We start from the raw sequence: 15058 nt of genomic DNA, 5'->3' as shown, positions 1-15058 counted from the left end.
CGCTGCGTATATACGAAGCGAGGTGACACGATGGCTTATGCCCGCATCTTCCGTTCCGGTAACAGCCAGGCCGTCCGCCTGCCCAAGGAATTCCGTTTCGACGTGGACCAGGTGGAGATTTTCCGCCGTGGCGACGAGGTGGTCCTGCGGCCAAGGCCGGCCAGCGCCGCGGCCATCTTCGACGCCCTTGCCGGCCTGCCCGGCGATTTCCTCGCCGAAGGCCGCGAGGACACGCCGCCGCAGGAGCGGGAGAGCCTGTGATGGCCGTGCGCTATCTGCTCGACACCAACATCTGTATCTACATCGCCAAGCACAATCCGCCTGCCGTGCGCGAACGTTTCGCGCGCCACGCTGCCGATGAACTGGTGATGTCGGTCGTCACCCTGGGCGAACTGCTGTTCGGCGCCGAGAAGAGCCAGGCGCGGGAGCGGGCCCTGGAGACGATCGCACGCCTGAACTCGGTGATCCGGGTGGCGGACCTTCCCGAGGCCGCAGGGGTGCATTACGGGCAGATTCGCGCTGCGTTGCAGAAAGGCGGCCAGCCGATCGGCAACAACGATCTCTGGCTCGCTGCCCATGCCCGCGCCGAAGGCTGGACACTCGTGACCAACGACGAGCGCGAGTTCCGCCGCGTCGAAGGATTGCAGGTGGAGAACTGGGCCGCCTGAGGTCATGGCCGGCACCGCGCCACGCCGTGGCGTTGAATGGACGTACCGATACCCATGAAAGAACTCCTGCCCGCATGGGCCCTCCCCTGGCTCGAATTCATCACCCTCGGCCTGCAGATCGCGCTGATCGTGCTCGGCGCGGTGCTGCTGCGCCTGCTGTTGCGCCGTCTCATCCGTCGCCTCGGCGAGCGCTACAGCCTGCCGCCGGAGCTGGTGGTCGGCGGCCGGCGGATGATCAGCTTCGTGGTCGGGTCCGGCGCCCTGCTGCTGGTCCTCGACCGCTTCGGCGTTTCCGGCACGGTGCTGTGGACCGCCTTCACCGGCTTCGCCGCGGTGGCGGCGGTGGCCTTCTTCGCGGCCTGGAGCGTGCTGTCCAACATCTTCTGCACGTTCCTGATCTTCACCACCCGGCCGTTCCGCCTCTACGACCACATCGAGGTGCTGGAGAACGGCGAGAAGCCGGGGCTGAAGGGACGGGTGGTGGACATCAACCTGATCTACACCACCTTGCAGGAAGCCGCCGCCGGCCAGGGCGACACGGTGCTGCAGGTGCCCAACAGCCTCTTCTTCCAGCGCACCATCCGCTGCTGGCGCGGGGCGCCGCCGGCGTGAGGGCGCCGCGGCCGGGCCGGCGCTGGATGTGCTGTGCATTCGCGGCCTGGGCGCTGATCGGCGCCTGCGCGCAGGCGGCTCCCGCGCTCGACCTCGCCTTCCGCGATCCGGCCAGTGGCGCGCTCGTCCAGCGCAGCGTCGATGCGGAGGGCCGGCCGCTGCCGCGCTCGCAGCCGCCCGCGGCGGTGCCGCTCGGCAGCCTGTGGAAGCTCTTCGTGTTCGCCTGGCTGGTGGAGAACGGCGCGCCGGCGCCGGACTACGTCTGCCGCGGCGGCAGCCGGTTGCGCGAGGAGGAGAGCTACTGCTGCGAGCCGGGCGGCAGCATCGGCCGCGACGCGGCGCTGGTGTCGTCCTGCGGCCTGTTCTTCGACCCCGCGCGGCTGGGCATCGCCGCGGCCGACTGGCGCACCTTCTGGACGGACCGGGCGCGCGGCCTGCCCTGGCTGGCGGACCTGGCGGCGATGGGGCCGGACACCGCGGTGGGCCCGGCGGACGTGATCGCCGCGCTCGAAGCGGTGCCGCCGCGCGCCCGCGAGCAGGCCGCGGGCGTGCTGCTGGCGCGCGCCTTCGCGCCCGGCGGCGACCCCGGCGCGGTGCGCGCGCTGGGCGGCCGGCTGCGGGTCAAGACCTTCTCGTGGTATCGGCCGGGCACGCGCGAACGCTACGGCGGCGGCGCGGGCTGGCTGGCGGACGGCACGCCGCTGTGGTTCGGCGCCGAGGGCACCGGCCAGCAGGTGCTGGCGCGTTACGGCGCGGCGCTGGCGGCGGCGCTGCCGCAGGGTGGCGGCGCCAGCGTTGGCACTGCGCCGGGCTGTGTCGAGGTGGATTTCTTCAGCCGCTATCCGCTGCGGCGGGTCGATGGCCCGGACGGGCGGCCGGCACGCGCCGGCCTGCTGCGCGGGCGCCATGTGGCGGTGTTCGACAATGGGGTGAGCCTGCCTTTCCGGGCCGGCGGCGAGTTGCGCCTGAGCCTCGACGGCGCGGTGCCGCGGCTGCAGGGCCGCTTCGGCGTGGATGACTACGTCGCCCGTGTGCTCGACCGCGAGGCCGATGCCGGCGAGGCCGAAGCCGCGCGGGCGCTGGCGGTGGTGGCGCGCAGCTATCTGTTCAATGAGGCGGCGCGCCGCGGCAACTGCCTGGCGATCGCCGACAGCAGCCGCACCCAGCGGGTGTCGCCCAACCCGCCGTCGGCCGCGGCGCTGGCGGCGGCCGGCTTCACTACCGAGCTGGTGCTGCGTGGCGCGCCGGTCGGCTATCACCTCGACACGCCGGGGTCGGACCGGCTGGTGTGGCGCGAGGCGGTGGCGGCCGGGCGCGCCGGTGAACCGTGGGACGCGATCCTGCGCCGCGCCTTTCCCGCGGCCGATCTGGTGGCCGCGCGCGACCCTGCCGGCCTGCCGTGCGAGCGCTTCGAGGCCGCCGAGCGCTGGCTGGCGGCGCAGGCGCCGCGCTGGAAGCCGCTGCTCGCGGGGCTGCCCGGCTTCGCGCCGCCCGAGTCGTTGCGGGTGTGCCGGTTGGCCTGGGGCACGCCCTTTTCCGAACTCGACCGCGGCCGCATCCACGTGCGCGAGCTGCGTATTCAGGAAGACCGCATCACCCTCGCCCACGAATACCTGCATCTCGGCCTGCGCCATCATCCGGCGAGCGGCGACGAGGCGCTGGTGGAACGTTGGGCGCGGCGGCTGGCGGATGGCGTGCCGTGAGCGGGCGGTCTTGCTCCTCCCCTGCAAGGGGAGGGAGAGTGAAGCTCAAACGCTTCGAGGCGCTGGTCATCCATGCGCTTGCCGGCTGCCGCCTGCAACCGGACAATCGCGCTCTCGTCCATTCGATCCGCGTATGACGCCGGCCGCGCCCGGCCGCCGGAGGATAACCCTGGTGATTGCCGCTCGAACCCCTGTCCGATGCTGTCTGGCGGTGCTGTGCGCGCTCCTGCCCGCCTTGCCGGCGGCGGCGCTGCAGCCGGTCACGCTGGAGGCGCCCGCCGGTGGCTGGAACCATGGCGGCTTCACCGACCGCAGCGGCGACAGCGCGGTGGCCTACCCCTATTCGCCGATAGACCGCGGCGCGCAGGCCGGGCGCACGCTGATCCGCGGCCGGCTCGCGGCCGAGCACCGCGCGCGCGATGCCGCCGGCAGGCCGCGCACGCCGCCGACGCTGGTGGTCAATGGCAACCCGATGCCGCTCTACAGCAGCGACGACGGCCGCTTTGCCCGCCCCTACGCCTTCGGTCCCGGCTCCAACAGCGTCGAGATCCGCAGCGCCGACGGCCGGTCGCTGCAGCGTCTGCAGTTCTACGAGGCCAACCCGGCGCGGCCCCGCGCCCAATTGCGCGCCATCCTGGCCTGGGACGACGATCAGGCGGAGGTCGATCTGCACGTGCTCACGCCCGACGGCCAGCACGCCTTCTGGGCGCACCCGGTGCTGACCAACGGCGGCGGCATGGACGTGGACAGCGTCGATGGCGCCGGGCCGGAGATGTTCTCCATCACCACGCCGCTGCGCGGCCCCTATCAGCTCTACGTCAATTACTGGGGCAACTTCGGCAGCGCCGGCTACCATTTCGACGAGCGCACACGGCAGAAGAAGATCATCACCTGCCGCATCACCCTCGTCTTCCATGAAAACACCCCGCAGGAGCGGCGCGAGAGCTTCGTCGTGCCGCTGCGCAAGATCGGCGATCTCACCCATGTCAAAGCCGTCGTCTTCTGATGCCTTCTGCGCGCTGCTGCTCGCCGCGCTGCCCGGCTGCGCGCTCGCCGAATTGGAGATGCCGGTGGGCGGCTGGCGGCAGGGCGATGCCGAGGCCCCCTATACCCAGTCGGTGAACTACCCGGCCTCGCGCCCCGGTCTGGATGCCGGCGTGCCCGAGGCGGCGCAGATCCGCGGCCGCATCGCGCGCGCCGGCAAGGGGCCGGCCACGCTGGTGGTCAACGGCAACGCGATGCCGCTGGAAACCGACGAGGCGGGCCGCTACGGCCGCGCCTACAGCTTCGCCACCGGCTCGAACAGCGTCGAGATCCGCGACGGCGAAGGCCACCCGGCGCAGCGCGTGCAGTTCTACCAGACCGCCGCCGGCCAGCCGCAGGCGCGGCTGCGGGTGGTGCTGAGCTGGGACACCGACGGCACCGACCTCGACCTGCACGTCGTCACGCCCGACGGCGAGCACGCCTGGTACGGCAACCGCGTGATCCGCAGCGGCGCCATCGACGTGGACGTCACCACCGGCTACGGACCGGAGATCTTCGCCGCGCCGGCGCCGGCCAAGGGGCCCTACCAGGTCTATGTGAATTACTACGGCAGCGGCCAGGAACACCTGCTGACCACCGCCCGCATCGCGGTGATCGCCAACGAGGGCACCCCGTCCGAGCGCCGCCAGGAATTCGAGGTGCCGATGCGGGCGGCGGGCGAGCTGACGCTGGTGCGCCAGTTCGTCTATCCCTGAGGCGGGATCGTGAAGCCGCGCCTGCTCGATGCCGGCGATGCCGCCTTCACCATCGAATTCGGCGACGCCATCGATCCGCGCCTGCTGGCCGAGGTGAATGCGCTCGACGCGGCGATCGCCCGCCTGCAGGCCGAAGGCGGCCTGCCCGGCCTGATCGAGACCATGCCCACCTTCCGCTCGCTCACCGTGTTCTTCGATCCATTGGTGACCGGGCGCGAGGCGCTGATCGCCGCGCTGCGGCCGCTGTTCGACGCGGCCGGGGGCGGCGGTGCGCCCGCGGGCCGGCGCTGGTGCCTGCCGGTGTGCTACGAGGGCGATGCCGCGCCCGACCTCGCCGGGACGGCGCGCGCCATCGGCGCGAGCGCGGACGAGGTGGTGGCGCTGCACGGCGGCGTCGAATACCGGGTCTACATGCTCGGCTTCCTGCCCGGCTTCCCCTTCATGGGCGACCTGCCGGAGCGCCTGCGCCTGCCGCGCCGCGCCGAACCGCGGCTGCGCGTGCCGGCCGGCAGCGTGGCCATCGCCACCGGGCTGACCGCGATCTACCCGTGGGAAAGCCCCGGCGGCTGGCATCTGCTCGGGCGCTGTCCGGTGCAGCTGTTCGACGTGCGGCGCGTGGCGCCCGCGCTGCTGGCGGCGGGCGACCGGGTGCGCTTCGAACCGATACCGATGGCCGAATTCCAGCGCCTCGCCGCCGCCGTGCAGGCCGGCGAGATCGATCCGCGGCAATGGCTGCAGCCGGCCGTGGAAGCAGGGCGATGAGCGCCGGCGTGCGCCTGGAAGTGCTGGCGCCCGGTGCCTACGCTTCGCTGCAGGACGGCGGCCGGCGGGGCTGGCGCCGCATCGGCGTGCCCTGGGCGGGCGTGCTCGACAGCCGGCTGATGCGCATCGCCAACGTGCTGGTCGGCAATGCCGAGGCGGCGCCGGTGATCGAATGCTTCGACGGCGGCCTGCAGCTCGCCGCGCGCGGCGGCGCGGTGCGCGTCGCGGTGGCGGGCGACGCCACGCTGGAAGTCGAGCGCGGCGGCGAACGCGTGCCGCTGGCGGCGTGGCGCTCGCTCACGCTGGCCGACGGCGAGGTGCTGCGGGTGCGCCGGCTCGGCGCCGGCCGCATCGCGGTGGTGGCGGTCGAAGGCCTGGCCCTGCCGGTGGTGCTGGGCAGTGCGGCGACCTACGCCCGCGCCGGGCTGGGCGGCCTCGGCGGCGCCCTGAGCGGCCGTGCGCTCGCCGCCGGCATGCGCCTGCCGGCCGCCGCCGCCAGCGGCGCGCCGGAACGGGTGCTGCCGCTGCCGCCGCCGCTCGATGGCGGACCGATCCGCATCGTGCCCGGGCCGCAGGCCGACCATTTCACCGACGCGGCGCGCGCGCTGCTGGTCGAAGCCGAATACCGCGTCACCGCCGAGGCCGACCGCATGGGCGTGCGCCTGGAAGGCCCGGTGCTGGAACACGCCGGCGCACGCGAGATCGTGTCGGACGCCACCGTGCCGGGTGCGATCCAGGTGCCGGGCAACGGCCAGCCCATCGTGCTGCTCGCCGACGCCCAGACCGCCGGCGGCTATCCCAAGATCGCCACCGTGATAAGCGCCGACCTCGGCCGCCTGGCCGGCTGCCGGCCAGGCCAGGTGCTGCGCTTCGCCGCGGTCGACGCCGTCGAAGGCGAACGCCTCGCCCGCGCCGCCGAGGCCGAGACCCGCGCGCTGCTGGCGAGCGTGCGGCCGCTACGCGGCGAAGGCGTGGACCTCGCCGCGCTCTATGCCGGCAATCTGGTGAGCGGCGTGGTGCATGCGTTGTCCGACGAATACCGGCCCTTGCCCGATGTCGAACACGGGCCCGACGGCGCATCCTCGTGAACCCTGCGGAGCCTCAGCCATGAAGATCAACCTCAACGCCGACCTTGGCGAATCCTTCGGCGCCTGGAAGATGGGCGAGGACGCGGCGCTGCTGCAGGTGGTGCGCTCGGCCAACATCGCCTGCGGCTTCCATGCCGGCGATCCGCTGGTGATGCGCGACACGGTGCGCACCGCGCTCGCCGCCGGCGTCAGCCTTGGCGCCCACCCCGCCTACCCCGACCTGGAAGGCTTCGGCCGGCGGCCGATGACGATGGCGCCGGCCGAACTGGAAGCGACGGTGATCTACCAGGTCGGCGCGCTGGCCGGCATGGCGGCGGCCGAGGGCGGCCGGCTCAGCCACGTCAAGCCGCACGGCGCGCTCAACAACCAGGCCTGCGAGGATGCCGCGCTCGCCGACACCGTGGCGCGCGCGGTGCGCGCGGTCGACCGCGAACTCATCCTGCTGGCGCCGGCCTTGTCCGAACTCCATGCCGCCGGCGAACGCGCCGGGCTGCGGGTGGCGGCCGAGATCTTCGCCGACCGCGCCTACACCGACGCCGCCACCCTGGTGCCGCGCAGCCAGCCGGGTGCGGTGCTCCACGGCCACGACGAGATCGTCGCCCACGTGCTGCGCATGCTGGCGGTGGGCGGTATCGTCGCGCAGGGCGGCAAGGTGATGAAGACGCCGATGCACAGCATCTGCGTGCATGGCGACACGCCGGGCGCGGTGGAGAGCGCGCGCCGGCTCGCGGCGAGGCTGTTGGCGGCGGGCTGGGAACTGCGTCCTCTGCCGGAGATGCTGGCCTGACGGGACGGCCCCGTCCACGAAAAAACGCCCGGCGCCTGCCGGGCGAAAAGGAGGGGCACCATACCCCTGTCCGTGCGGCCGCGTTGAGGCCCTGCCGCCTCAGGCCACGGTCAGCCCGCCGTCGGCCACCAGCGCATGGCCGTGCACCAGCGAGGCGCGCGGCGACATCAGCCAGGCCACCGCCTCGGCCAGCTCCTCCGGCGTGCCCATGCGGCCGATCGGCTGCAGCCTGCTCCATTCCGCTTCCGCGCCCGGCTGGCCGGCGATCACCTGGTCCACCATCGGCGTGCGGATCACCCCCGGGCACACCGCATTCACCCGCACGCCGCGGCTGCCGTATTCCAGCGCCGCCGTCTTGGTGAGGCCGATCACGGCATGCTTGGTGGCGCAATAGACCGACAGCCCCGGCTTGCCGACGATGCCGCCGACCGACGCGGTATTGACGATGGCGCCGCCGCCGCGCGGCAGCATCAGCTCGATCTGGCGCTTCATGCCGTACCACACCGCCTTCAGGTTGATGGCGATCAGCGCGTCGAAGGCCGCCTCGTCATGATCGGCGAGCGCCGCGCCCGGCCCCGGAATGCCGGCGTTGTTGAAGGCGCCGTCGAGCCGGCCGAACTCGGCGATGGCGAGATCATGCAGCGCATCCAGTTCTTCCAGCCTGGAAACGTCGGTGCGGGTGGCGACCGCGCGGCCGCCGGCCACGGTGATGCGGTGGGCGGTTTCTTCCACCGTGTCGAGTTTGAGATCGCTGGCGATCACGATGGCGCCCTCGCGCGCCATCACCTCGGCCGCCGCGCGGCCGATGCCGGAGCCGGCGCCGGTGACGATCACCACCCGTTGTTCGAGCATGCCTTGCATGTGTGTCTCCTGTCGTTGTACGGCCCGTCGCGCGGGCCTTGGGGGTGCCGCGCACTGTAGCCGGCCGGCGCGCCGCGGGCAGCGGCGGCCGATAACTTTAGCGATATCTGCAAAGTCCCCCGCTGTAATTGGAAAACGGCGCGCCTACAATGGCTTGCATAACAAAAGCGGTACCCATACGGAGGAGACAATGACGGGAGTGTTCTCATCGACCCCGCAGCTCATCGCGCGCGCCACCGCCTCTGCGCCGGACTACGTGATGGAGGGCCACAACGGCGACATCTTCGGCGCGCGCTGGAACCACCCTGCCGGCGAATCCCAGCTGCGCCGCAACGCCGAGCACGTGCTGGTCTATCACCTTTCGGGCAACACCGACGTCGAGCGCCTGCAGCAGGGCGTGGTCACCGGCTTTCGCTCGCGCGTCGGCTCGGTGACCTTCATGCCGCGCGATTCCGAATCCGACTGGCGGCTGGGCGGCAACACCCAGGTCATCCACCTCTACCTCTCGCAAGCCCTGATGGATGCCTTCGCGCGCGACACGCTGGAGCGCGAGTCCTGTCCGGACATCGACGATTTCTTCGCGGTGCATGATTCCTGGCTGGACGGTTTCTTCCGCATGCTGGCGAGCGAAGCGCCGCCTTCGGCCGGCCACGGCACCCGGCTGGAGACGCTGGTGCTCGACCAGATCCAGAGCCTGCTGGTGCGCCACCTCGTCACCCGCTACGCGCGCGAGCGCCGCGCGGATACCGAACGCGCGCTGGTACGCGGCGGCCACGGCAGCCAGCTGCGCCAGAGCGTGCTGAAGAAGATCACCGCGCTGATCCACGAACGCCTGCACGAAGACATCTGCCTGCAGGACCTCGCCGACCTCGCCTGCATCTCCAAGGACCACTTCCTGCGCGCCTTCCGCGACACCGTCGGGCAGACGCCCTACCACTACGTGCTGTCGCAGCGGCTGGAACGGGCGCGGGTGCTGCTGCGGGAGGATCAGGGCCTGCCGGTGGCCGAGATCGCGCGGCGCTGCGGGTTCAAGAACCTGAGCCACTTTTCGGCGACGTTCCGGCGGATGACGGGGGTGAGTCCGAAGGGGTATCGGGGCTGAGGGACGGGCGCAGCAGCGATGCCCTGATCGTCGAGTTGCTGACACTTGGGCGGCCAGACGGCTACGCTTATGCATAGCCCTGCGGCAAGGAGAAAAAGCATGCTGCCTACTGAGACGATCAGGACGTTGGTCGAACAGGCCTGCGCCGCGCCTTCCAGCCACAACACCCAACCCTGGCTGTTCCGTGCGCACGGCGCGGCAATCGAGCTGTGGGCCGATCGCACGCGCGCCCTGCCGGTGAATGATCCCTTCGACCGCGAACTGACGGTGAGTTGCGGCGCTGCCTTGCTGTCGTTACGGGTAGCGGCCGCGGCGGCCGGATTCGGCGCGCGGGTCGATCTGCTGCCGGAAGGGCCCGGGTCCGACTGGCTGGCGCGCATCGAAATCGCGAATGGCGCCCCCGAAGCCGGGCTCGCACCGCTGGCCGAGGCACTGCGCCGGCGCCGGACCTATCGCAAGGCTTTCGAGAACCGCCCGGTTCCCGAGGATGTCATGTGGGCAGTCGAACAGGCGGTGGCTGCCGAAGGCGCGGCCCTGGTGACGCTGGCCGGCGAAAGCCGGCAACAGGCGGCCGAGCTGGTCGCCGACGGCGACCGCCTGCAGTGGGACGATCCGCGCTGGCGCAGGGAACTGGCGATGTGGATGCATCCGCGCCGCGCGGGCGACGGCCTGTCCGTGCCGGCGCTGGCGGCACCGATCGCCCAGGCCGTCGTGCGCACCTTCGACCTGGGCCAGGGCGTGGCCGCCAAGGACCAGCAACTCGCCACCGCCTCGCCCTGGCTTGGCGTGCTGATCACGGTGCAGGATGATGCCCTGGCTTGGCTGAACGCCGGGCAGGCCTTGCAGCGTGCCTTGTTGGTGGGCTGCCAGCTTGGGCTGCAGGCTTCCTATCTGAACCAGCCGATTCAGGTGGCGGTTTTGCGGCCGCGGTTGCAGGCAGTGGCGGGCACTGCGGGGCATCCACAGTTGTTGATTCGTTGGGGGTATTCGGGAGATGTGCTGCCTGCTGCTTCGCGGCGGGCGGTCGAGGCCGTGCTCGAGTTTGGGGCTGGGTAAGCTGCCCTATTGCGGGGAGCAAACACAGGGGGTGATCTGCTTTTCGGCTTGCTCGCGGTCGTCGACGCCATTGGTGCTGCCTGAATCATCGGTTGCTGCTGGCTCCGGTCGGCCAAGCGCTGGACGCTGCTCACTGGGCTCGACGCGGTGCAAGTTTGCGCTACGGCGGGGAGCTTCGATCCGAACGAACTCGATGGCTTATCACTCCCCATCGACAGCCAGCCCTATGCGCCAAGTGCGCGTGGTGTTATGCAGCGGGTTTCGCCTGGGGGGCTCCTATTCGGCCAATCCGGGTGGTGGGCCTCGGCGGACCGAATGTCTGCAGTCTGCGCTACTGCCGCAGTTCAGCGCTGTCGCGTCTGAACTGCGGCGTTTCCGGAGAAATTCCGCTGACGTTAAACCCGAACGGTGCGCTCGTCGTCGAAGAGTCTCGGAAACATTGCACGATGAGCAGTTATTGATTCTACCAGCACCCCTCTAATCGAGTCAGTTCTTCTCTGCAATAATCGATCTGAATAATTCATCATCCGTTCAAAGAAGAATTCAGGCTTAGCAGCTGACACAGGTACTAACAAGCATGTTGCAAGCCCGAGATTCTTGTAAAGCTCAGAACTGTCGCCTGATTCCATGCTGATGCTACGGATGGCTTCCACAACTTTTTCGGAGTACTCTTTAATGGGCGACAGCACAATTTCATTCATTAGGCTTCGATAGGGCTTCAAAATTCTATCGATCGACTCCCGGCTCTTTCGGTACGTAAACAGCGCCTGCCGAACCCCGTTCGGCCGTCGTACTGCGTACGGAAGAACGCCGTCTTTGTTTATTTGCTGAATCATATTAATCTGGCTATGAACTAAGTGAGAGCACATATTTGATCTCAGATCTGGCGAGAGATTAACCCCCATAGCCATACACCGATACAGCAAGAGCAAATGCGCGAGACGCCGTCCGAACGCTGGATAGTTCTGGAATTTTTCCGTGGAAGACCTTTCAGCAAGGAAATTCAGAATACTCGAAGAGTCATCCATCATCGACGCCATGAACAAAATGACGTTATGCCAACCTTCATCATCATAGTGCTTCTTAAGCACCTCCAATTCCTTACGCTTGGCGACGAAGTATTTTGCTGCAAAATACTCCTGCATCGTTGCATGGCTAAATTCGTAGGTTTCTGCCGAGCACTTCTCTACGATTCCATGATGGCTCTCGATCTCTGTTAGAATGCCTTTTGCATCATTCGGATCCATGGAAAATCGAGCTATTTCACTGGAAATGGCGCTCAAAATAAAAGTCTCGTGAAATTCGTAGTCTATGTATTCCTTACAGGCGCTACCGGCCAATGCTTCGAAAATCTTCTCTTTACGATCATCGGAGAGCTGAGAATAAGCAGTATCTCTTCTAAATCCCCGAGTTGTGTCCCAGTCCCTGAGTAGCGCATCAATACAACGTCTGTATAACTCTGTCTTTCTCTTCGGGAGCGCCAGGTCGTTCTTAAATTGGATGCAGAGAAGGCTTAACAGCAATGGAGTCTCAGTGAGCGATGCCACGGCCTCGTCGTTCTCTAAGAGCGAGATAAGTTTTTCTGCTCTTTCATGCGTTTTCCCGAACCACGCCCTAACGATCGATTCAACCGCTTCCTTGGATAGCCGAGCAAGCTCGACCTCAGAAAAATCTTCGAATATTTGATCGTAATCAGCTGTTCGGCAAGTGATTACAATTCGAGCTTTAGGAAAAAGCGCTGCGAACGATTTTACTTTCTGGATTAGAGCTTGTTTGGCTTCAGTTGGAACTTCATCCAATGAATCCATTAGTACTGTACAAAGCCCCTTCTCCATTAATCTCTTATAGAATTGATGTGCATAAACATCAGTTCTGCTTACGAGAGGTGAAGATATAAAGTCGATTACGCTGTCCGGTTCCCGTGCAAGACTTGGTAGATGGATATATATAGGAAGGGTTGTCTTCTTGAGATTTGTTCTCTTGAAGATATCTCTATCTGAATAAGCCAGTGCGATGAATTTTAGGAACGTTGTTTTGCCCGCGCCTGGCCCACCAAGGATGATGACTCTGTTATTTTTATCAATGTAATCGTCGCCCGGCTCACGAGTCTTCGCATTGTCGATCTGCCTATTGCGATTCATTCCGCGATGGGCCTTGGTCGAATACCTTGCCCCTCCGATGTGCTCATTTGCAGCATTTTCATAATCCGTACTAATTGAGCCGTCTAACGTTGCCCATTCTGGAGTATAAATCCGCCTGCGTATATCGGTCGATACATTTGCGGGGTAATAGAGATTTTTCAGATCCATCGGGTTTTGCATCCCCAATATCTTAATGCCACTTACCTGCTGCTTAAGCATTTCGAAATGATAAAGGCGATACTGCTTAATGACATCCAGGGATTGAAAATGAGCATTAATCCCAGAAAAAACCGAGTTTACTGATGATTTGATCGGATCTTCGAACCAATCAATGATCGGAATGCCCATCTCTGTCCTTTTGAATTCCCCGTTCAATCAGTAGGGGCTATTGATGAAGGCATGCACTCTATGATGAAACGGGCCATCATGCAAATGACCTGAGGTCTGGCGGTTCGCAGATGTCAAGCGGTAGCACTTCTTGGCTCCTCCGCACAAATGCCCTCGTCGGCGATAGGCGTCGCAAGGGTGAGATGGTGCTGAGCGCTACAATAGCTACTCTTGGGGCGGTAGAGCGCCAGTTCGCGCCAGACCTGTGTGGCGTTCCGACAGTCCGTTATGACGCGAGCCGAGTTAGAGCTATCGTTCGGGCATGAAGCGTAGTAAGCGACGGTACTAGCGCATACCGCGGTCAGTCACTCCGTCGGAGCTAAACGACCGTTCCGGCGAGAATCCGACACTCGATGCGAAAGCTCAATGCTCCACGGCCATGCCCGGTCTGTCGGGCGTGATTGCAGAGATGGTCCAGGGCGCGACCGCTAGGGAGCCACCGGGAGCACGCCCTAGAGTGGATTCAAAGTCTTAGTCGGCGTGTAGTGCATGTACCCAACGCTCGCCCCGGTGCGCAGCCCGACACCCAGGCGGATCGGTGCCAGCACGATGTCGTTGCGTTGCTGGTAGTTGATGCCCGCGCCGGCCACGTAGTAGAGGCTGCCATCGATGCCCGGGAAGCGCTGGTAGATGTCCTGCGTCTTGGGCAGGTTATAGACCAGGATGAATACCTTGGAGGCGTTCGCGCCCAGGTCGAAGCCGATCGAGGGGCCCTGCCAATAGACCTTGGCCGAGCCGCCCTGCTTGAGCGTCAGGGTGCCGTCGCCGTAGCGCAGGCCGACGCCTATGGCGCCGGCGATTTCCTCGCCCTTGATGTAGCCGTTGGGGCGCCCCTGCTCGTTGAAGGCTTTCTCGATCACCTTGGCGAGGCCCTCGGTCATTTCGCCGAAGAACTCGGTGGCGTCCTTGATGACCGAGTCCCTGTCGTAGGTGCTTGTGTCGTCATCCGCCGCTGGGGCGGGGCTTGCAAAGCCGAAGCTCAGCGCCGCCAGTAGTGCCAAGGTCCAGGAATGACCGGACCGAACGTGGTTCGTGTGCGTCAGCATTCTCGTCTCCTTGTTTGTCATACCGGGCTGCTTCCGGTGCCCGATCCGTCGCCGGATTCAGGCATGGCCGGTATTTTTTTAGTCGACCGGGCGTGCCCCGCGGTGTTCGCCGGGGGATGTGGCCGGATGTTTCTGCAGCGTCGGGAAACGGCGAAAGCTCACCCCTGTCCGGGTGGAAGTCGGTCATTCAAGCCGGCGCCAAGGCGCTTGAAGAGGTGGGGCGCCTGCGGTCGCCCGGAAGCATGCTGGTCCTGCGTGCGGATGTAGGCGCCCGGTCTTTCTGGCTTTTCTTCAGCCTCACCCGAAATGCGACGGCGCAATCCCCGCCGTCTGTCCGCCATCCACGAACAGCTCCGTCCCGGTCACCATCCCCGCGGCATCGCACGCCAGAAACACCACCGCCGCCGCGATATCCGCCGGCTTTGCCAGCCTCCCCACCGGCACCAGCTTGGCCATCGCCTGCACCATCGCCTCCCGGCTGCCGTACAGCGCCGCGATCGGGTCCAGCATTTCGCTATCCACGTAGGTGGGGTGGATGGCGTTGCAGCGGATCGGGTAGCCCTTGTGGGCGCAGTACAGCGCCACCGACTTGCTCAGCATGCGCAGCGCGCCCTTGCTGGCGCAGTAGCCGGCGAGGTCGGGCGCGGCGTGGGTGGCGGCGATGGAGCCGACGTTGACGATGGCGCCGGGGCGGCCGCTGCCGGCCATGGCGCGGATGGCGTGCTTGCAGCCGAGGAAGGGGCCGGTGGCGTTGACCGCGATCAGGCGGTTCCAGTCGGCCAGCGCCAGGTCCTCGAAGTCGCCGCCGAGGCCGATGCCGGCGACGTTGGCGAGGATGTCGAGCCGGCCTTCGGTGGAGATGACGTAGTCGAGCGCGCGGCACCAGGCGGCCTCGTCCGTCACGTCCAGATGCACGAAGCCGCCGGCCGTGCCGATGGCGTCGGCGGTTTCCCAGCCGCCGGTTTCGTTGATGTCGGCGACGATGACGCGGGCGCCCTGCGCGGCCAGCGCGTGGGCGGTGGCGCGGCCGATGCCGGAGGCGCCGCCGGTGACCAGCGCGACGCGGCCGGTGAGGTCCATCAGACGGGTTTCGATCGGGTTCATGG

General features: G+C 67.0%; 15 protein-coding genes. 11 read left to right on the top strand and 4 right to left on the bottom strand.

The genetic code is table 11. The features are described 5' to 3' along the window. Positions 1-30: 30 nt before the first annotated feature. The 9 genes from CCZ27_RS19425 (at position 31) to CCZ27_RS19385 (ending at position 7359) form a co-directional block, all read left to right on the top strand. Positions 31-261, top strand: coding sequence for an antitoxin (locus CCZ27_RS19425; RefSeq protein WP_096450943.1), 231 nt, complete (start codon positions 31-33; stop codon positions 259-261). After that, positions 261-668 (top strand): type II toxin-antitoxin system tRNA(fMet)-specific endonuclease VapC, encoded by a 408-nt coding sequence (vapC, locus tag CCZ27_RS19420; RefSeq protein WP_096450941.1) that lies wholly within the window; start codon positions 261-263, stop codon positions 666-668. Before CCZ27_RS19425 ends, vapC begins: the two co-directional genes overlap by 1 nt. A 54-nt stretch (positions 669-722) precedes the next feature. Next, positions 723-1280 (top strand): mechanosensitive ion channel family protein, encoded by a 558-nt coding sequence (locus CCZ27_RS19415; protein WP_096450939.1) that lies wholly within the window; start codon positions 723-725, stop codon positions 1278-1280. Between the two features lie 26 nt (positions 1281-1306). Beyond that, on the top strand, positions 1307-2983 hold the full coding sequence (locus CCZ27_RS19410; protein ID WP_157748640.1) for a DUF2300 domain-containing protein: 1677 nt from the start codon (positions 1307-1309) through the stop codon (positions 2981-2983). A 172-nt stretch (positions 2984-3155) separates the two neighbouring features. Next, positions 3156-3989 (top strand): YfaP family protein, encoded by an 834-nt coding sequence (locus tag CCZ27_RS19405; RefSeq protein WP_232516469.1) that lies wholly within the window; start codon positions 3156-3158, stop codon positions 3987-3989. Next, complete coding sequence (locus CCZ27_RS19400; protein ID WP_096450933.1) at positions 3967-4722, top strand: YfaP family protein; 756 nt, start codon at positions 3967-3969, stop codon at positions 4720-4722. The genes CCZ27_RS19405 and CCZ27_RS19400 overlap by 23 nt, the downstream gene beginning before the upstream one ends. A 9-nt stretch (positions 4723-4731) precedes the next feature. After that, positions 4732-5484: a 5-oxoprolinase subunit PxpB gene (gene pxpB / locus CCZ27_RS19395; RefSeq protein ID WP_096450931.1), complete on the top strand. Its 753-nt coding sequence runs from the start codon at positions 4732-4734 to the stop codon at positions 5482-5484. After that, positions 5481-6572, top strand: a complete 1092-nt coding sequence (locus CCZ27_RS19390; RefSeq protein WP_096450929.1) for a 5-oxoprolinase subunit C family protein — start codon at positions 5481-5483, stop codon at positions 6570-6572. The genes pxpB and CCZ27_RS19390 overlap by 4 nt, the downstream gene beginning before the upstream one ends. A gap of 19 nt (positions 6573-6591) precedes the next feature. Continuing rightward, positions 6592-7359: a LamB/YcsF family protein gene (locus tag CCZ27_RS19385; RefSeq protein ID WP_096450927.1), complete on the top strand. Its 768-nt coding sequence runs from the start codon at positions 6592-6594 to the stop codon at positions 7357-7359. A 99-nt stretch (positions 7360-7458) separates the two neighbouring features. Here CCZ27_RS19385 and CCZ27_RS19380 read toward each other — a convergent pair whose 3' ends face one another. After that, complete coding sequence (locus CCZ27_RS19380) at positions 7459-8220, bottom strand: glucose 1-dehydrogenase (protein ID WP_096450925.1); 762 nt, start codon at positions 8218-8220, stop codon at positions 7459-7461. A 199-nt stretch (positions 8221-8419) separates the two neighbouring features. Here CCZ27_RS19380 and CCZ27_RS19375 point away from each other — a divergent pair, with 199 nt between their 5' ends. Further along, entirely contained in the window at positions 8420-9322 is a 903-nt protein-coding gene (locus tag CCZ27_RS19375; protein WP_157748639.1) for a helix-turn-helix domain-containing protein, read from the top strand. A 99-nt stretch (positions 9323-9421) separates the two neighbouring features. Continuing rightward, positions 9422-10378, top strand: coding sequence for an Acg family FMN-binding oxidoreductase (locus CCZ27_RS19370; RefSeq protein ID WP_198363190.1), 957 nt, complete (start codon positions 9422-9424; stop codon positions 10376-10378). A gap of 395 nt (positions 10379-10773) precedes the next feature. On the opposite strand, the gene CCZ27_RS19365 is transcribed toward CCZ27_RS19370, so the two are convergent. The 3 genes from CCZ27_RS19365 to CCZ27_RS19355 all read right to left on the bottom strand — a co-directional run bounded on the left by CCZ27_RS19365 (position 10774) and on the right by CCZ27_RS19355 (position 15056). Continuing rightward, positions 10774-12867 carry an NACHT domain-containing protein gene (locus tag CCZ27_RS19365; RefSeq protein ID WP_096450921.1) on the bottom strand — a complete coding sequence of 698 codons (2094 nt, stop codon included), beginning with the start codon at positions 12865-12867 and terminating at the stop codon, positions 10774-10776. 491 nt (positions 12868-13358) lie between these two features. Beyond that, complete coding sequence (locus tag CCZ27_RS19360) at positions 13359-13952, bottom strand: DUF1134 domain-containing protein (protein WP_096452796.1); 594 nt, start codon at positions 13950-13952, stop codon at positions 13359-13361. Between the two features lie 297 nt (positions 13953-14249). After that, positions 14250-15056 (bottom strand): SDR family NAD(P)-dependent oxidoreductase, encoded by an 807-nt coding sequence (locus tag CCZ27_RS19355; protein WP_096450919.1) that lies wholly within the window; start codon positions 15054-15056, stop codon positions 14250-14252. Positions 15057-15058 lie beyond the last annotated feature (2 nt).

The organism is Thauera sp. K11 (assembly GCF_002354895.1).
GTDB lineage: Bacteria > Pseudomonadota > Gammaproteobacteria > Burkholderiales > Rhodocyclaceae > Thauera > Thauera sinica.
Note: the sequence above shows the minus strand (reverse complement) of the source record. Positions and strands in the feature narration are given on the sequence as shown.